This is a genomic window from Catenulispora sp. MAP12-49 (genome assembly GCF_041262705.1).
Lineage (GTDB): Bacteria > Actinomycetota > Actinomycetes > Streptomycetales > Catenulisporaceae > Catenulispora.
Window position 1 is genome coordinate 389,921 of sequence record NZ_JBGCCP010000002.1, and the last position, 16,950, is coordinate 406,870.

15 protein-coding genes are annotated in these 16,950 nt (G+C 71.9%); 6 read left to right on the plus strand and 9 right to left on the minus strand.

Translation table 11 applies throughout. The annotated features are described in order from the left end of the window. Positions 1-96 precede the first annotated feature (96 nt). From ABIA35_RS05875 to ABIA35_RS05885, 3 genes are read right to left on the minus strand one after another with little or no spacing between them, the layout of a single operon-like run. Positions 97-1,428 carry an RNA polymerase sigma factor gene (locus ABIA35_RS05875; RefSeq protein ID WP_370357147.1) on the minus strand — a complete coding sequence of 444 codons (1,332 nt, stop codon included), beginning with the start codon at positions 1,426-1,428 and terminating at the stop codon, positions 97-99. Position 1,429: 1 nt separating this feature from the next. Beyond that, entirely contained in the window at positions 1,430-1,771 is a 342-nt protein-coding gene (locus ABIA35_RS05880; RefSeq protein ID WP_370357148.1) for a YciI family protein, read from the minus strand. Continuing rightward, the gene (locus tag ABIA35_RS05885) at positions 1,768-2,382 is read right to left on the minus strand and encodes a dihydrofolate reductase family protein (protein ID WP_370357149.1); all 615 of its coding nucleotides are present in this window, start codon (positions 2,380-2,382) and stop codon (positions 1,768-1,770) included. The genes ABIA35_RS05880 and ABIA35_RS05885 overlap by 4 nt, the downstream gene beginning before the upstream one ends. Before the next feature lie 151 nt (positions 2,383-2,533). On the opposite strand from ABIA35_RS05885, the gene ABIA35_RS05890 reads away from it, so the two are divergent. Next, entirely contained in the window at positions 2,534-3,013 is a 480-nt protein-coding gene (locus ABIA35_RS05890) for an N-acetyltransferase family protein (RefSeq protein ID WP_370357150.1), read from the plus strand. Between the two features lie 118 nt (positions 3,014-3,131). Here the strand turns inward: ABIA35_RS05890 and ABIA35_RS05895 are convergent, their stop codons facing one another. From ABIA35_RS05895 to ABIA35_RS05910, 4 genes are all read right to left on the minus strand, one after another. Then, positions 3,132-7,355, minus strand: coding sequence for a cell wall-binding repeat-containing protein (locus tag ABIA35_RS05895; protein ID WP_370357151.1), 4,224 nt, complete (start codon positions 7,353-7,355; stop codon positions 3,132-3,134). Between the two features lie 98 nt (positions 7,356-7,453). Then, complete coding sequence (locus tag ABIA35_RS05900) at positions 7,454-7,696, minus strand: hypothetical protein (protein WP_370357152.1); 243 nt, start codon at positions 7,694-7,696, stop codon at positions 7,454-7,456. A 171-nt stretch (positions 7,697-7,867) separates the two neighbouring features. Then, positions 7,868-8,269 carry a GNAT family N-acetyltransferase gene (locus ABIA35_RS05905; protein ID WP_370357153.1) on the minus strand — a complete coding sequence of 134 codons (402 nt, stop codon included), beginning with the start codon at positions 8,267-8,269 and terminating at the stop codon, positions 7,868-7,870. Positions 8,270-8,432: 163 nt separating this feature from the next. Further along, positions 8,433-9,248, minus strand: coding sequence for a transcriptional regulator (locus ABIA35_RS05910; protein ID WP_370357154.1), 816 nt, complete (start codon positions 9,246-9,248; stop codon positions 8,433-8,435). A 278-nt stretch (positions 9,249-9,526) separates the two neighbouring features. Between ABIA35_RS05910 and ABIA35_RS05915 the strand changes: the two genes are divergently transcribed. The 3 genes from ABIA35_RS05915 to ABIA35_RS05925 all read left to right on the plus strand — a co-directional run bounded on the left by ABIA35_RS05915 (position 9,527) and on the right by ABIA35_RS05925 (position 14,419). Then, on the plus strand, positions 9,527-13,561 hold the full coding sequence (locus tag ABIA35_RS05915; protein WP_370357155.1) for a peptidase S8: 4,035 nt from the start codon (positions 9,527-9,529) through the stop codon (positions 13,559-13,561). Between the two features lie 195 nt (positions 13,562-13,756). Beyond that, positions 13,757-13,888: a hypothetical protein gene (locus ABIA35_RS05920; protein ID WP_370357156.1), complete on the plus strand. Its 132-nt coding sequence runs from the start codon at positions 13,757-13,759 to the stop codon at positions 13,886-13,888. A gap of 33 nt (positions 13,889-13,921) precedes the next feature. Then, positions 13,922-14,419, plus strand: a complete 498-nt coding sequence (locus ABIA35_RS05925; protein ID WP_370357157.1) for a hypothetical protein — start codon at positions 13,922-13,924, stop codon at positions 14,417-14,419. Between the two features lie 7 nt (positions 14,420-14,426). On the opposite strand, the gene ABIA35_RS05930 is transcribed toward ABIA35_RS05925, so the two are convergent. Further along, the gene (locus ABIA35_RS05930; protein WP_370357158.1) at positions 14,427-15,359 is read right to left on the minus strand and encodes an NADP-dependent oxidoreductase; all 933 of its coding nucleotides are present in this window, start codon (positions 15,357-15,359) and stop codon (positions 14,427-14,429) included. Positions 15,360-15,551: 192 nt separating this feature from the next. On the opposite strand from ABIA35_RS05930, the gene ABIA35_RS05935 reads away from it, so the two are divergent. Both ABIA35_RS05935 and ABIA35_RS05940 read left to right on the plus strand, forming a co-directional pair. After that, entirely contained in the window at positions 15,552-16,082 is a 531-nt protein-coding gene (locus ABIA35_RS05935; protein ID WP_370357404.1) for a TetR/AcrR family transcriptional regulator, read from the plus strand. Continuing rightward, complete coding sequence (locus ABIA35_RS05940) at positions 16,079-16,273, plus strand: VOC family protein (RefSeq protein WP_370357159.1); 195 nt, start codon at positions 16,079-16,081, stop codon at positions 16,271-16,273. The genes ABIA35_RS05935 and ABIA35_RS05940 overlap by 4 nt, the downstream gene beginning before the upstream one ends. A gap of 3 nt (positions 16,274-16,276) precedes the next feature. Here the strand turns inward: ABIA35_RS05940 and ABIA35_RS05945 are convergent, their stop codons facing one another. After that, positions 16,277-16,864: a HutD family protein gene (locus ABIA35_RS05945; protein WP_370357160.1), complete on the minus strand. Its 588-nt coding sequence runs from the start codon at positions 16,862-16,864 to the stop codon at positions 16,277-16,279. Positions 16,865-16,950 lie beyond the last annotated feature (86 nt).

Here is a 16,950-nt window from a genome sequence, read left to right on the forward strand (position 1 = left end):
TGCTGCCAAGCCGGAGCGGCCGTGACGCGGGAGGGGCGGGTTCGGCAGAACAGGAGATCGCGATGCCTGATAGCCCAAGTGGGCGGTATCGACCTTTTACGAAGGTGTATTAATGAGCTCATTCCGCCGGGAGAGCAGGAATGTCCGTTCGGCGGCGTTGCCGGCGTAAGCGGCGGCCTGTTCGTATTCGGCGACGGCCTCGGCCCGGCGTCCGGCGCGGCGCAGTAGATCGGCGCGCACTGCGTGGTAGGGCCCGTACTCGGCGAGCGGGGCGGCGAGCTCGTCGACGACGTCCAATGCCGCGCCGACACCGTGGGCCTCGGCCAGCGCGACAGCCCGGTTGAGGGCGACGACCGGAGTGGGTTCCAGGGACAGGAGGCTGTCATACAGCGCGAGGATCTGGCGCCAGTCGGTGTCCTCGGCGCGGGCGGCGTCGCAGTGCACGGCGTTGATGGCGGCCTGGAGCTGGTAGGGCCCCGGCCGGCCGCGGCGCAGGCAGGCCCGGACGAGGTCCTGGCCCTGGTCGATCAGGGCCCGGTCCCAGCGGCCGCGGTCCTGGTCGGCGAGCAGGACCAGCTCCCCGCCAGGCCCGACGCGCGCCGGGCGCCGCGCCTCGGTGAGCAGCAGCAGCGCCAGGAGCCCTGCGACCTCGGGCTCGTCGGGCATCAGCTCGGCGAGCAGGCGGGCCAGGCGGATCGCCTCGGCGCACAGGTCGGCGCGGACCAGCTCCGCGCCGGAGGTCGCCGAGTGTCCCTCGGTGAAGATCAGGTAGACGACGGCCAGCACGGCACGCAGCCGGTCCGGCAGCTCGGCCTCCGAGGGGACGCGGAACGGGATGCGCGCGTCCCGGATCTTGCCCTTGGCCCGCACCAGCCGCTGCGACATGGTCGCCTCGCTGACCAGGAACGCCCGCGCGATCTCGGCCGTGGTCAGCCCGCCGAGCAGGCGCAGGGTCAGGGCCACGCGGGCCGGCGCGGCCAGGGCCGGATGGCAGCAGGTGAAGATCAGACGCAGGCGGTCGTCGCGCACCGGGTCCTCCGAGCAGGGGTCGTCTGCGGCGGCGTGCAGCAGCGCCGCCTGGGCGTGGTGGTCCTCGCGCCGCGCCTCCCGCCGGAGCCGGTCGATGGCGCGGTTGCGGGCGGTGGTGATGATCCAGCCGGCCGGGGACGCGGGCGGGCCGTCGATCGGCCAGCGTTGCACGGCCGTGGCGAAGGCGTCCTGGACCGCCTCCTCGGCGAGGTCGATGTCGCCGAAGGCGCGGACCAGGACGGCGACGGCGCGGCCGTATTCGGCGCGGAAGACGGCCTCGATGGTGGTCGCGGTCGGCGCGGTGGTCGTGGCGGTCGTGGTCGGCGCGGCGGGCGCGGCGGGCGCGGCGGGCGCGGTCGGCGCGGTCGGCGCGGCGGGCCGGGACTCGGGCTCGCTCATCTCAGCCCTGGAACGGCCGCACCTCGACCGGCAGCCCGGTGGCGCGCGTCAGCTTCGCGGCCCAGCCCAGGGCGGCGTCCAGGTCGGGGGCATCGATGATCTTGATACCGCCCAGGTGCTCCTTGCTGTCGACGAACGGCCCGTCGGTCATCAGCACCTCGCCGGAGCCGGGCCGCAGGACGGTCGCGGTGCTCGCCGGGTGCAGGCCGCCGTCGAAGACCCAGCCGCCGGCGGCGCGGAGTTCGACGTTGAGCGTCTCCAGGTCGCGGCCGATCTCGGCCAGGCGCTCGGCCGGCGGCACCGGGCCGTCGGGCTGGTAGATGGAGAGCAGATAGCGGGTCACAATGTCCTCCTGGAGGCCTCGTAGGTCGCGATGATCACACCGGTACCGGTGGCCACGGAGCCGACCAGCCGCAGCTTGGCGGACTCCGCTCCGTCGAACAGCCGCAGGCCGGTGCCCAGGACCAGCGGATGGATCAGCAGCACGTAGCGGTCCACCAGGCCCGCGGCGGCCAGGGTCCGGACCAGCCGGCCGCTGCCGAGGACCGCGATGTCGCCGTCGGTGGCGTCCCGGAGCGCGGCGACGGCCGCCGCGACAGCGCCGTCGTCGCCGTCGCCGCCGCCGGGCACCACCGTGGAGTTCACCCACGGCAGCGGCTCGACCAGCGTCGAGGACACCACGTACTTCTGCACCTTGTTCAGCTTCTCGGTGTAGGGGTTGCCGTCGGTCTGCTTCGGCCAGTGCGCGGCCAGCGCCTCATACGTACGCCGCCCGAACAGCATCACCCCGGGCCGGCCCATGCCCTTGGCCATCTCGGCGCCCATGACCGCGTCGGCGTAGGGCGCGGCCCAGCCGCCGTGGGCGAAGCCGCCGCGCAGGTCCTCGTCGGCCCGGCCCGGCGCCTGCATCACGCCGTCGAGGGTCAGGCTCTCGGTCACCACGATCTCGCCCATGATGTTCTCCTTCATACTCCGTGCGGATCGGTCTCACCCTCTACACGAACCAGGAGGGCCGAAACAGACAGCCCGCCCGGACTGAACGGGTGAGAACCGAACCGAACGGGTGAGAAGTGGCCCGCGGCGCCGCGCCGCCTAGGCTGGCCCCATGATCCGCACCGCCGCCCCCGCCGACGTCCCGACCATCCGCGCGCTGATCGAGGCCCTGGCCGACTACGAGCACCAGCCCGAGGCCGCCCAGGCCACCGACGAGCAGCTGCACGCCGCTCTGTTCGCCGAGAACCCGGCGGTCTTCGCCCTCATCGCCGAGGACGACGCCGGCACCCCGGTCGGCTTCGCGCTGTACTTCCTGAACTTCTCCACCTGGAACGGCGTCCACGGCATCTACCTGGAGGACCTGTTCGTCCGCCCCGAGGCCCGCGGCGGCGGCCACGGCAGCGCGCTGCTGCGCGAGCTGGCACGCATCGCGGTCGAGCGCGGCTACAGCCGGGTGGAGTGGAGCGTGCTGGACTGGAACGAGCCGTCGATCGGGTTCTACAAGGCGCTCGGCGCGGTGTCGATGGACGAGTGGACGACGATGCGGCTGACCGGGGACGCGCTGGCGGCGTTCGGGGGCGCGGCCGGCTAGTCGGGCAAGGCAGGCAGGGCAGGCAGGGCAGGCAGGGCAGGCAGGGCAGCCAAGCCGCGCCGCACGGCCGGCTCAGCCGAGCCGACCGTGCACCCTCGCCGCCATAGTCCCCTCAGGCTCAGCCGACCCGACCGTGCACCCGCGCCGCGATGGCCCCCTCCACATCGGGCGAGATCGCGGCCGGCCCGCCGAACAGCGTCACCGCGACCAGGTGCGAGGCCAGGGAACCGAGCAGGTCACCCGTCGTGCCGGGCAGCGACTTGGGATCGGTGAGCAGCAGCGGCATCCCGGCGTTGGCCGCGTAGGCACCGCCGGTGAGCGCGTCGGGGAAGTTCATGCCGCTGGCGATCCCGACCCCGGTGACCGGATGCCCCAGGGCGCGGCCCAGGGCCGCGGCGACCGCCGTCGACGTCAGGTAGCGGTCCTTGCCGGCCAGCGGGGTGACGCTCGGAGCCCCGGCGCCGAGCGCGGCCACGGCCGCCACGGCCTGCCCGCCGACCGCCTCGACCGCCGCGTGTCCGCGGACGAAGGCGGCGGTGTCGGCGTCCAGATGAGTGTCCTGCGACAGCACCACCGGCGCGCCTTCCACGGCGCCGAGCGGGCCGGCCGACAGGGCGTCCGCGAAGGACTGTCCGGTCGCCACGATGACGTGCTGGGACGGCCCGAACGCCTTGGCGACCGCCAGCGAGGTGGCGTAGCGGTCGTTCCCGCTGAGCCGCTTCACCTGATAGCCGAGCGCGCGGACCTGCCTCTCGGTGTCGGCGCTGACCGCGCCGGTGCCGCCGAGGATGTAAACGGTCTTGCTCTTGTCGCCGCCCAGGACCCGGGTGATCTCCGCGGCGGTCGCCGCGTCCATCGCCTTCGGGTCGGTGAGCAGGAGCGGCCCGTGCACGTGCGCGGCCAGCGGGACGCCGGACAGCGCGTCGGGGAAGTTGCCGCCGGTGGCGATCACGACCGCGCCGGCCGTGCCGTCGTGCCACTGAGCCCTGGAGACGTCCACGGAGGTGGCGTACCGGTCGCCGCCGGACAGCCGGGAGACCACCGGCTGCCCCGGGTTCGCCGGCGGCGGGTTGGTGGGCGGAGGAGTCGTGGGCGGCGGGTTCGTGGGAGGCGGCGGGGTTCCGCCACCGCCGGGCGAGGTCGGCGGCTGGTACTCGACGGCCCCGCGGTCGTCGAACGTCCGCGGCCCGGCACCGGTGTCCGGCGTGTTCGGGTCGTCGACCCGGGCGTGGCCCCGCAGGTCGGTGAGCTGCTCGCCCGGGGCGGCCGAGTTCGCCGAGTCGATCGCCTCGCTTTCCAGCGGGACCGTGCCGTCGGGCGCGACCGGGAGCCAGTCGGTGCTGTCGTGCGCGCCCTGGCCGCTGGCCTGCCGGAAGGCCGCGAGCTGAATGTTCGTGAAGGACTGGGCGCCCCAGACGTACGCCTCGCCCAGCGGGGTGGCCACGTCGTTGTAGTCGACGGTGGTCCCGGCGATGGCCTGGGCGTCCACGCTGATGCCGACCTGTTGGAAGCCACTGTTCACGCAGTCGAAGCCGGCCGTGGCGCCGGGCTGGGCGACGATGTTGTTCTGGACGCTGTCGCCGGTGACCGGGCCGGCGATGAGGAGCTCGGTGGTGTTGTTGCCCTGCACGATCGTGTTGCCGGTCACCGCCGTGTGGGACGCCGCGACCGAGATGCCCTGCCCGTATCTGGTGCACGTGACGAGGTTGTCGGCCACGACGCTGCGGTCGGCGGTGCCGGCCACCGAGATGCTCGTGTAGTTGGAGTCGTGCACCGTGTTGGCGATCACCGAGCTGTCCGGTGCCGCGACTGAGATCGTCGGGTCGCTCACCGCCGACGCGGAGCTCACGGTGTTGCCCTGCACCGTGATCCGTGAGGAGGAGGCGTCGACCGAGATGCCGCCGATCTGGCCGCCCGTCACGGTGTTGCCGATGATCGCCCCGTTGTGGACACCTCTGAAGGTGACCAGCTGGGAGTCGGTCCCGCCCCACTGCGTGCTGGTCATGCTGCTGTCCCGCACGGTGACGTTCTGCCCGCCGGCGGAGACCGCCGTCTGGCCGGGCGTGGAGATGGTCAGGCCCGAGACCGTGACGTCGTGGGCCGTGCCGAGCGAGACGACAACGCTTCCGCCGATGTTCTGTCCGTTGAGGGTTACGGTCCCGGGCGCCGCGTGCAGCGTGATCGGGCTTCCGGGGACGCCGGAGCGCGTGACGTTCACGGTCTCGTTGTACGTGCCCGGAGCGATCTCGATCGTCTCGGCCGGCACCGCCGTGGCCACGGCGGCGGAGATCGAGCAGTAGGGCGTGGCCGCGCTGCCGGCCCCGGCCCCGGTGTTCGCGCAGTTCGCACCGGCGGCGTCGTTGACGTGGACGGTGGTGGGTGTCGGGGTACTGACGTCGGCGGTGACCTGGCCGGTCACGGCCGAGTAGGTGTAGTGGGCCGTCGCGGTCATCCCGTCGGTGTCCGTGACGGTCACGGTCACCGGATAGGTCTTGGCGACGGGATAGGTGTGGCTCGCGGTCGTCGCGGTGCCCGGTCCGGCGCTCGCGCCGTCGCCGAAGTCGACCGCGTAGGACTGGATCGGCGTGGTGCCGTGCAGCGACTTCACCATGTCCAGGGAGACAGTGTGCTTGTCGGCCGCGCCCGGGGTGAACTCGGCGTAGGCGGTCGGCCCGCCGACCGAGTCGGTGGCCGGGACGGTGAAGACGTAGCGGGTGACCATCGAGGTGCCGTCGGGGCTGACCGTCTGGGCGTCGATCCAGTGCTGCCCGGCGCTCTGGGCCGTGAACGGGACGGAGGCCGATCCGGAGGAGCCGGCGGCCGCGGTGAGCGTCGCGCCGCCGTCGATGGAGTAATGGACGGAGGCGACGCCGGACGCGGTACCGGAGACCTTGATCGTGCCCGGACGCCCGACGCCGAAGTACGACCCGGAGGCGGGGAAGTCGATGGAGCTCACGGTCGGCGGGGTCGGCGTCGGCGCGGCCGTCACCGGCGCGGCACAGTCCACGGCCGGGCTGGTCGTGCCCTGGAACTCGAACGCGCCGCGGTCGTCGTACGTCCGCGTGCCGGTCCCGGTGTCGCAGACCCCTGTGTCGTCGCGGCGGGCGTTGCCGAGCAGGTCGGTGCCGGTCTCCCCGGCGGCGGCGGAGTCGGCCGAGTCGATCGCCGGGGAACCGGCCTTGAGCGTGCCGTCGGCGTTGAGCAGCGGGTCGGCGCCGACCTCGTGCAGACCGCCGTGCCCGAGCGCGGCCAGGTGCGCGCCGTCCGGGATCAGGGTGCTGCCGACCTGGTAGGGGACGCCGGTCGGCATGTCGACGACGTTGTCGTCGATCGCCGCGTTGACCCAGGCGGCCTGGTCGATCGCGATCCCGGCCTGGAACGCCGGGTTCGCCGCCGCCTGGTGCGGCAGCGCGGTGCCGGTGGCGATGATGTTGTTCTCGATGTGGCGGATCGGCAGCGGGTTCGGCGTGTAGTTCTCGACGGTGTGCGGGTGGACCTCGATCTGGTTGCCGCCGTTGTCGGCGATCGTGTTGCCGGTGATCGTGTCGAAGTACCCGTAGGTGAGGACGCCGGCGCCCTTGTTCCCGGCGATCAGGTTGTCGGCCACGACGATCTGCGCCTGCGCCGCGGTGTCCGAGTTCACCATGTTCAGGCCGATCATGACCCCCGCGTCGGAGCCGCCGGTGACCGTGTTGTGGACGATGGTCGCGCTGCCGACCTGGACCCCGATCTGACCGCCGGTGACCGTGTTGTCGTCGATGAGCGTGGGCGTCGGCTCGGCCTGCGAACCGCTGAAGTTCACAGCCCCCTCGGCCCAGATCCCGCCGCCGTCGACGACGTTGTGCGAGATGACCATGGCCTCGCCGTCAGCCATGTCGATGCCGCCGCCACTGTGGAAGTGGTTCCCGGTCACCGTGAACCGGGCCGACGACTCGTCCACCCACAGCCCGCCGGTGAAGTCCAGGCCCTTGATCACGATGTCGTGGACGCCCTGGTCGAAGCGCAGACCGGCCAGCGTCACCGTCCCCTGCGCGGGCTGGAAGGTGATCGGGCTGCCGGCCGAACCGGAGTGGGTCACCAACTGGTTCGGCTCGGCGTAGGGGCCGCTGCCGGGCTCGATCAGCACGGTGCTGCCCGGCGTCGCGGCGTTGCCGGCGGCCTGGACGGTGCAGAACGGCGCGGCCTCGGTCCCGGACCCCGTATCAGAGCACTGAGCACTGCCGTTGTCGACGTAGATCGTCGTGGCCGTGTCGGCGTGCGCGACGGTCGGCGCCAGCCCGGCGGCGGCACCGACGGTCGAGAACGCGGACAGCGCGGCAAGGGTGATACGGCGAGCGCGCATGCGAGAGATCCCCCGTGAGACGAGAAGGAGCCATTACGGCGACGGTGCACTGTACTGGCTGTCAGCCTCGTGACGATAGTGAGATCAACCCGGGCCGTTCAGCAGGGAAGAACCTGGAATACCACGTAGCCGCTCTGGGTGCCCTCCGAGAACCACGCGCCGCCGCAGTCGTAGCCGCGCTCACCGACCAGAACGGTGTGGGCCGCGTCCTGATAGACGGACCAAACACACCAGCTGCCCGCGCCGCAGGCCTTGGCCTGGGCGGTGCCGGCGGGAATCAGGGCGGCGCCGGCCGCGGCCAGGGTGATCGCGGCGGCCGTGGTCAAGGTGCGGCGGAACATGGGACCTCCCGGGTGGTGGCGGGCTCGGCGGACGGTGCGACACGCGTTCCAGAGCCCGGTCAGATCATCAGGGCTCTGTTTTGCTGGCTTGGTTATACCGCGCGGCCCCTGATCTCGGTAGCGGCCTTTTGCCCCTGTTCTGCCGCGGGCCGGCACACTAAGCGACGCCCGCTAAGAAAGCCGCAGCTCCTTGGCCATCATCGTGCACACCGTCTCGTACCGCCGGATCGTCCCGTCCGGCGCTTCCTCGTCCCAGGCATCGGGCCGGTCCTCGAAGGCGACGTAGCCCAGCCGCTCGTACAAGGCGCGCGCCCGGGGGTTGTCGTGCTCGACGCCGAGTTCGGCACGAAGCAGACCCCGCCCCCGGATGCGCTCCTCGGCAGCTGCCATCAACACCGTGCCCAGCCCGCAGGACTGCAACGCGGGCATGGTCGACAGCTGGTGGATCACCCCGGCACCAGGCGTCTGCTCGTAGTCGATACCGCCGATGGCCAGCGGCTGGCCGCTCTTGGCGGCGCACACAGCGAGATACTCCGCATCACCGGCCGCCACCCGATCCAGTTCGATCGCCACACTGCGCAGGTGCAAGGCCGACCCCGACCACCCGCAGTGCGGCAGGTCGGCTTGACTCAGGTCCCGGACAACAACGGGCAGCACTAATTCACCAAAGCCAGACATGCCGGTAGTCCAGCACACCACGCACCGGCCCGCGGAGTCATTTTCACCGCCACACCCGCTACACCCACCCCCTCCCCCGCGCCTCCATCCCGGCCTGGAACCGCGTGGTCGCGTCCAGGCTCCGCATCAGGGCCTGGACCCGCCGCTGCGTGGTGCGGAAGCTCCAGCCCAGTGCGCGGGCGATGGCCTCGTCGGTCTGGCCGGAGGCCAGCAGCAACAGCAGGGTGCGGGTCTCCTCGTCCGGTCCGGCTCCGGAGGCCTGCGGGATCGGCAGGGCCAGGCGCCATTCGGCCTCGAACAGGGCGATCAGGGCGTCCAGCAGGGAGGAGGGGTGGATCACGTAGGCGGTGGTCAGCGCCTCCTCCGGGTCGCGGATCGGGATCAGGGCCTGGCGGTCGTCGCTGATCACCATCTTGATCGGCAGCGTGGGGCGGGTGCGGGCGTGCTCGAAGGGCTGCGAGGGCTTGATGTCCTGGGTCAGGCGGCCGGGCCAGGCCAGGGCGGCGCGGGTGTAGATGACGCGGTAGGTCAGGCCCGAGCGGGCACGGCCGGCTTCGCGGTCGTGGTTGGTGCCGGGGGCGTCCAGGTAGGGCGGGCGGTCGAAGCCGCGGATCTGGTGGCGGGCCTCGGTCTGCAGGTGCTCGAAGCGGCGGCTGATCTCCTCGTGGCCGCGGACGACCTCGACCGACAGCGAGGGGTCGGTGTAGCGGGCCGCCTCGCGGTAGCTGTCCATGAGCTCGTTCATCAAGGACCTGACGCGCACCAGGTCCTGCTCCGCGCGTCCCACCAGCGAGCCGATCGCGACGTCCGGGGCCGAGGCGAACCACACCGCCGCGCGGCCCGGGGCACGGCTGGCCATCCCCTCGGCGGTCAAGCGATCAAGTGCGGCGCGAACCTTGGTCAACGGCAGGCTCGTGACCTCCGCCAAACGCGTCGCTCCGGACTCCGGATGCTCAACGAGTGCTGAGTACACTGTGCCGCACGGCTCGGGCAGGCCTACGGATTCCAGCACGTCAGACCCCTTATTCAGTCTCGCTGGCGTAAGTACGCCGGATGGCGAGAATACGCCCCGCTGGCCATCTTGTGCCATCCCCCGCCACGCTGCCAGGTTGTTCCCCACCGTTGGTTGACTGAAGCGTGTGAGGGACAGTAATGCACCATGCAAGAAGGCGAACACGCCTGCTCACAGCCCTGATAACGGGCACCGCGCTGGCCGCCGGGACACTCGGCGCGGCCGGCGCCGCCGCGGGCGCCGACACCCCCGGCGCCCCGACCACCCCCACCGTCCCGAGCAGGCCCGCCTCCGCCTTCGGGTCCGGCGGGTCCGGCGGCTCTGGCGGGTCCTCGGTGTTCGGCGAGTCCTGGAACAGCGCCGACCACCCGGTCCCCGGCGGCTCCACCGCCGGCGCCAAGGCCGGCACCAAAGCCGGCACCGAGGCCGCCTCCGGCCACACCGTCAGCAGCATGATCAGCGACCGCACGCAGATCCCGGCCGCCCTGGTGGCCGCCGCCAAGTCCGACGCGAACGCGACCGTCACCAAGCGCCTGAACGCCGCGAACACCTCCGGCCTGCCGGACAACTACGGCATCTCCTCCTCGCTGGAGAGCTGGATGAACTCCGGCGGCGTCGACGCCCTCGGCGCCTACAGCGACCTGGCCACCCGCTACGGCAAGCTGCCGGGGCAGGGCGAGATCATCACCAACGTGTGCGTCGGCGACCTCACCGACCAGTCGATGGCCGACGCCGGCGACGGCTACGTGCAGCAGTACGGCCCGACCACCGTCGTCACCGGAGGCCAGCGCTACCTGGACATGCCGTCCATGCCGCTGATCCCCACCTACGTCGCCGACACCGCCGGGCACCTGAACCCGCTGGGCTCCACGGAGAACCAGGACCCGTCCAACGGCGAGATCATGCTCGACTTCAGCGTGATGGCCCCGCTGCCGCACCAGAGCCAGCGCCCGTCCAACACCGGCAGCGGCTTCACCGACCTGCTCGGCGTGGCCCCCGGCGCGCAGTACCGGCTGGTCGTGCCCTCGGCCCCGACCCCGGACCAGATCCGGGTCGCGCTGCTGGCCGCCGCGCGCCAGAACCCGCGGCCGAACGTGATCAACGCCAGCCTCGGCTTCGGCACCGACAGCCAGGGCTACCCGGGGCGCTACCTGGAGGACGACCCCTCGATCGAGGCCACGGTCGCCCAGATCGTGCACCAGTACGGCATCACGGTCTCCATCGCCGCCAACGACGGCACCCGCCTGTACACCCCGACCTCGGTCGGCCCGGACGGCGGCAGCACCCCGACCGACCTGGCGCACTCCGCGCACCAGGCGACCACGATCGACGACGACGCCAACTCCACCACCCCCAGCCGGGTCCAGGACAGCGGCGCCATCGCCGCCGGCGGCACCACCACCGACGACACCCTGGCCTCCGGTCCCGCCGGCCCCGCGACCGTCGCCGAGACCCGCATCACCGGCAGCGGCGACTTCTCCTCCGGCATGGGCTCGCGCATCAACCTGTCGGCACCCAGCGACAACATCCCGGCGTTCTACCACGCCGAGGGCATGACGGCGACGAACGTCGCGGTCAGCCTCACCGGCGGCACCTCGGCCGCGGCCCCGGAGATCGCGGCCGCGGCGGCCGTGGTCGACGGCGCGGCGAAGCTGACCGGCCGGACCCTGACGCCGGAGCAGATCAGGGACCTGCTGGAGCACACCGCGCGCACGGTGGCCACGCCGCCGCAGATCGACCGGACCCTGAACGTCGGCCCGCAGGTCGACGTCACCGCCGCGGTCGAGCGGCTGCTGTCGGCCCGTCATGAGGACGCCAGCAACGACGTCGTCAGCGCGGCCGGCCCCGCGACTGCGAGCGCTGACAGCGCCGACGCCACCGACGCGAAGAACAACCCGACGAAGATCGTCCGCCTCGGCGTCCAGCACCACCAGCTGCTGGGCGAGGAGGGCGGGGAGTTCCTGGAGAACACCGACCCGGCCTCCATCGACCTGGCCGGCCCGACCGACGGCCGCAACGAGAAGACCGGCGAGGGCCTGGTCGGCCCGATCACCTTCGCCGCGGACGTGGTCAACGCCGGACACGGCGCGCGCTACCGCCTGACCGTGGGTTCGAAGACCTTCGACTCCGACACCCCGGCGATCCGCCTGACCCCGACCCAGCTGCTCACCGCGGCCGGCCTGCCGGTGGTCTCCACGACCCCGCGCACCGTCTCGGTGCGGTTCGACGTCCTGAACCACGGCCGCAGCACCGCCTCGATCACGCAGTCCCTCACCCTCAGCGCGACCGACGGCACCTACATGGAAGCCCAGGCGCCGACCGCCCCGGCGACGGTCGCGGCGGGCCAGGACGTGACCGTCCACTACGACCTGACCGGCGTGCGGAACGTCAAGGACCCGACCCTCTCGGTCTCCACCGTCGGCCACTGGAGCCCACTGCTCGCGCCGCTCTACAACAACGCCTGGACCACTCCGCTGACCGGCACCAGCGGCGACGTGAAGATCCCCGCCTCGGCGTTCACCTCCGGCGGCGGCATCTACGGCATCACGATCATCCAGGACAACTCCAACCCGCTGTACCCGGTGTACAGCGAGTCCGCGCCGATCCGCGTCGCCGGCTTCAGCGCCGACCGACGCGCCGACGCGCCGACCCTGGCCGCCGGCGGCGCGCGCCATGGGGCTTCGAGCGACTCGGGTGACTCGGGCGACTTGGCGAGCAACTCGGTCTCGTTCGGCCACCAGGCCGAGGTCTCGCGCACGGCGTCGACCTTCAGCGTCCGCTACTCCGTGGACTCCGTCCCCGGCGCCACCGGCGCGATGCTGGAGATCTCCGCCGGCGCGCCGACGCTGTGGAACTCGCTGAACACCTTCACCGCGCAGAACGGCACCGCCCAGGACACCGACGGCTTCGACGCCGGCTCGGTCGTCTACCAGCGACTCCCCTGGGGCTCCGGGGTGGTGACGCTGGACGCGCTGAAGCTGGGTCTGGCGACCGCCTCGCAGTACAACGTGCGGATCGTGCCGATCGGCCGCGACGGCAAGGCGGCCGGCCAGGCCTCGCCGTCCTCGGGCCTGATCGTGGACGACGGCGTGCCGCCGGCCGGCGGCGCGATCGCGGACTTCACGGCCGCCGGCGCCGACTCGGTCGCCGTGGTGACCGACGCCGCCGACGCCGGCGAGTCCGTCCGGCACTACAACCCGGCCACCGGGACGTACGGGTCGGTGATCACTTCCGACACCACCCAGGCCGGACCGTACGCGCTCATCGGCGTTGACGCCTCGGCGCACCGCGTGGTCCTGATGCACACCCTGAGCCAGGACTCGTACCAGCTCGAAGTGCGGAACCTGTCGAACGGCGCTCTGGTCGGCACCCCGCAGGCCGTCCAGAACGACCCGGGCCTGGTGATCGGCGGCCGGGTGGACTCCACGACCCACAAGGCGTGGGTGCTCCAGTGGGTCAAGTCCGACTACCACGACGAGCTGCTCAACCTGGACGTCGCCACCGGCACGCCGGGCACCCCGGTCGAGCCGGACGCCGCCGCGAAGGCGAACCGGGCCTACTACGACGGCATCGACGTGGACGCCGGCACCGGCACCGTCCAGCTCGCGCACCTGGCCGACAGCTCGCTGTGCTTCGGCTTCTCGGCGAACGCGGTGCTCGACGTCAGCGAGGCCACCGGCGCGGTCAGCCTGTCCGCCACGTCCAACCCGGCGTGCGGCACCAACTTCGCCTCGGCCCAGGACGGCTCGAAGGCGGCGCTGCTGAACTACCAGAGCTTCAGCGTCAACTTCCTGAGCCACCTCACGCTGAACATGATCGACGAGAAGACCCTGTCCAACTCGGCCGGCGGCACGCTGCGCCAGCAGATGGCCGGCGCCCTGGCGCTGGACAGCGTGCACCACGTGGCGCTGATCGCCTACGCCAGCCCGCAGCCGCTGTCGGTCTACGGCCACCCCGGCGGCATCCTGACCGACAGCAACTCCCGCGGCCAGATCGACGAGGTGGACACCGACACCGGCAAGGTCCTGAAGACCGTGTCCGCCTTCGAGTTCACCCACGGCTTCGGCGGCCCGCTGTCCGCCACCGCCGAGCCGGACATCCAGATCGACCCCAAGACCCGGACCGGATTCACCTACGGGCCCGGCTGGAGCCAGATCGAGCAGTTCTCCTACTGATACCGCTCACATAGCCTGATACCACTCGCATAACCCGCGCGGACCGGGCCTTCGGGCCCGGTCCGTTTGGCGTGTCCGACGCTCAGGTGGTCGGTGCCGGGATCTGCAGGGAGCCCGGTCCCCAGTCGGAGATCCATTCATGGCCGCCGTGCTTGTAGAGCGGCCTGGCTGGAGCGGACCGTCTGGCACCCGAACATGAACGCCACGCTGCGCCGCCGCAGCCGGGTCAGCAAGCTGCTGCCGACGCAGATCAGCGACCTGATCGCGCGGATGGCGCCGGCCCTGCGCGCCGACGGCGTCCCGGTCCGCCTGCAGGGCCCCGAATAGAGGACCATCAACTACACCGACAACGGTCTGCGGATGGCACGGTTCTTGGCCGGGGCGGCCTGCGCGGGCATCGTGGAACGGGTGGTCTCCGGGACCCTTCCGGCCGGGACCTGCGAGGCCGATCCGCGAGCCAGCGTCCCCGAGCTCGTCGCTCGGGTTGCCGAGGAGCATGGTCTGGGCTCGGAGGCTGCGACGCTCTACCTCCAACTCCTCGCCATGCCGAATCCGACCGACAGGAGGGTGCGGGCCTGGAACCGGTGGAACGCCGCCGCCCACAAGGCCGCGGTCGCGGAGCTGGTGACCAAGGGGCTGGTCCTCGAGGAGAAGCGGCCGAAGTCCGGGCGCGGGATCGTGCTGGCCGGCGACTGGCACAAAGCCCGCAATGAGCCCGGGTCCCGGCCGATGGAGTACTGGAAGATCAGGCTGCTGAACGAGTTGGGCTTGAGCGAGCACTCCGACTGGCCGGCGATACCGCTGCCGGAGTTGTTCGAGGCGGCGTGGAAGAAGGCTGGTTCCACGCCGCCGGTATGACTGCGGCTCACACGGTCAGGACGATCTTGCCCTGTGTGCGACCGGATTCGATGAGCTCGTGCGCCTTGGCGGCCTCCTCCAGCGGGAGCGAGTGCTCAACGTAGGGCCGCAGCTGGCCGTCCTGTACCAGGGCCGCCAGCGCTTCGAGGCCGACGTGGTCGGGCTCGACGGTGAGGCCCGCGAAGCGGCGGCCGGCGTCGATGGTCGCGGCCCGCAGCCCGGTGTCCATGCGGTCCACGATGGTGAGCAGCAGGCCGCCGGGGCGCAGGACCTCGATCGACCGGCGCGCGACGGCTCCGCCGACGGTGTCCAGGACGACGTCCATGCCGCCGATCGCCTCGGTGATGTCCACGGCGCGGTAGTCGACGACCTCGTCGGCGCCGAGGCCGCGGACGAAGTCGTGCTTGGCGGCGCTGGCGGTGGCCACGACGTGCGCGCCGCGGGCCTTGGCGATCTGCACCGCCAGGTGCCCGACCCCGCCGCCGCCGGCGTGGACCAGGACGCGGTCGCCCGGGGCCACCTCGGCGGCGTCGGCGAGCGCCTGCCAGGCGGTGAGGCCGGCCAGCGGGAGGGCGGCGGCGTGGTCGTGGTCGACGGCGGCCGACTTGCGGGCCAGCTGGCGCGAGGGGACGGCGACGTACTCGGCGTAGCCGTTGCCGGCGCGCGGGAAGAAGGGCATGCCGAAGACCTCGTCGCCGACCTCGAAGCGGGTCACTCCGGGGACCACCTCCTCCACGACCCCTGAGATGTCCCAGCCCAGCACGAACGGCGGCTGCCCGAGCATCGGGAACGCGCCGGAGCGGACCATGGCGTCGACGGGGTTGATGCCGGTGGCGTGCACCCGGACCAGGACCTCGGAGGGCAGCGGGGCGGGCTTGGGCAGGTCGACGACGTGCAGGACGGTCGGGTCGCCGAAGGCGTCCTGGGTGACAGCGCGCATGGGAGGTCCCTCCACACTTTTTGTAGTGGTCGATACAGAAAGGACGGTACCACGTTTCCTAGCGATCGCTATAGAATCGGGGACGTGACTACCGCGACCGCCCCCGGCACCGCCGCCACCACCGCGTCCAGGCCCCCCGCCAAGGGCCGCCCGCGCGGCTTCGACCGCGAGCAGGCCCTGGAGGCGGCGCTGATGGAGTTCTGGCGCCACGGCTATGAGGCGACCTCCATCGCCACCCTGACCAAGGCGATGGGCATCAACCCCCCGAGCCTCTACGCGGCCTTCGGCGACAAGCGCAAGCTCTTCAGCGCCGCCGTCCAGCGCTACGCCGAAACCCACGGCGACTACGGCTCGCGCGCCCTGGACCAGCCCACGGCCCACCGCGTCGTGGAAACCATGCTCCGCCTGGCCGCCACCGAGTACACCGACGCCGCCCACCCGCCCGGCTGCCTGGTCATCGACGCCGCGACCAACACCTCCGAGGCATCCCAGGACGTCGCCGAGGAACTCCGCACCTACCGCGAGAACACAAAGCAGGCCATCGCCGACCGCATCACCGCCGACGTCCAGGCCGGCACCCTGCCCCCGAAGACGGACGCCCCAGCCCTGGCGACGTTCTACGCGGCGGTGATCCAGGGCATGTCGACCCAGGCGCGCGACGGCGCGAGCGAAGCGCAGTTGCAGCGGGTCGCCGACGTGGCCCTGGCGGCCTGGCCGGCGTGATCACGGTCTCGGACCGGCAGCGCTCGGCGGAGTTCTACGCGGAGATCCTCAACGGGCAGATCGGCGGGCCGGCAGGCGGTGCGATCGCTATCACCTTTGGCAGCGGGGATACGGTCGAAATCCACGAGCCGCCTGCGGGTACTGCGTTCCGGCTCCGGGAGGCAGTCGTCGAGGCCTCGACACGAGGCTGACGGTCATGCTGTGTTGTCCAACAGCCGGGCTTGACCGATTCTGAGCTCGGCGAGAAGACCCGTTCCGACGACTTCGATCGCGCTGGGCTCGTCCACGACGATCGCGTCGAGGGCGTTCAGCGTCACGCCGTCGCCGCCCAAGGTCAGCCCGCCAGTCAGCGCGACCAGCACTACCGTCTCGCCGCTCGCCACCGTCACCGCCTGCGCTCCGGCCACCTCCACAGGCCGTGACGTCCCGCTCGCGCGCCCGCGCCGCGTCATCAGGTTCAGCGCGCGGGCAGGGCCTGCGGGCACGCGGCAGGCAGTGGTCGCTTCGCCGGAGAAGGCGAGGGTGTCCGCTACGCCGAGCCGGTGGACCGCCCTGTCGACATCCACGATCAGTTCGCTGCCGCCGATCAGCATCAGGACCCGGTCGATGCCGGGGAAGCCGGAGAAGGGGCCGTCCTTCTCGATGTCGGCGATGCTCACCGACCAGTCGATGTCCTCGAACGCCGCGCCGGCGGGAGCGGCCTGGACTCGCCGTGTCACGCCGCCGCCGTTCTTCCACGGCGCCGGGGTGAGATCTTGCCAGCGCACGAGGGTTTGGGACATGGCCGCATCATAGGGGCCCGCCGGTCCGCGTCCGCGAACGTTCGGCCAGCTTCCTGTTTCCGGTCACTCGCGGTTCACGGAAGAGC

Bases quoted from the DNA above. Each gene is read 5' to 3' on its own strand.
- ABIA35_RS05925 (WP_370357157.1), top strand. From the start codon at position 13,922: ATGGCACGGTTCTTGGCCGGGGCGGCCTGCGCGGGCATCGTGGAACGG.
- ABIA35_RS05900 (WP_370357152.1), bottom strand. From the start codon at position 7,696: ATGTTCCGCCGCACCTTGACCACGGCCGCCGCGATCACCCTGGCCGCG.
- ABIA35_RS05935 (WP_370357404.1), top strand. From the start codon at position 15,552: ATGGAGTTCTGGCGCCACGGCTATGAGGCGACCTCCATCGCCACCCTG.
- ABIA35_RS05915 (WP_370357155.1), top strand. From the start codon at position 9,527: ATGCACCATGCAAGAAGGCGAACACGCCTGCTCACAGCCCTGATAACG.
- ABIA35_RS05945 (WP_370357160.1), bottom strand. From the start codon at position 16,864: ATGTCCCAAACCCTCGTGCGCTGGCAAGATCTCACCCCGGCGCCGTGG.
- ABIA35_RS05890 (WP_370357150.1), top strand. From the start codon at position 2,534: ATGATCCGCACCGCCGCCCCCGCCGACGTCCCGACCATCCGCGCGCTG.
- ABIA35_RS05930 (WP_370357158.1), bottom strand. From the start codon at position 15,359: ATGCGCGCTGTCACCCAGGACGCCTTCGGCGACCCGACCGTCCTGCAC.
- ABIA35_RS05895 (WP_370357151.1), bottom strand. From the start codon at position 7,355: ATGCGCGCTCGCCGTATCACCCTTGCCGCGCTGTCCGCGTTCTCGACC.
- ABIA35_RS05885 (WP_370357149.1), bottom strand. From the start codon at position 2,382: ATGGGCGAGATCGTGGTGACCGAGAGCCTGACCCTCGACGGCGTGATG.
- ABIA35_RS05875 (WP_370357147.1), bottom strand. From the start codon at position 1,428: ATGAGCGAGCCCGAGTCCCGGCCCGCCGCGCCGACCGCGCCGACCGCG.
- ABIA35_RS05920 (WP_370357156.1), top strand. From the start codon at position 13,757: ATGAACGCCACGCTGCGCCGCCGCAGCCGGGTCAGCAAGCTGCTGCCG.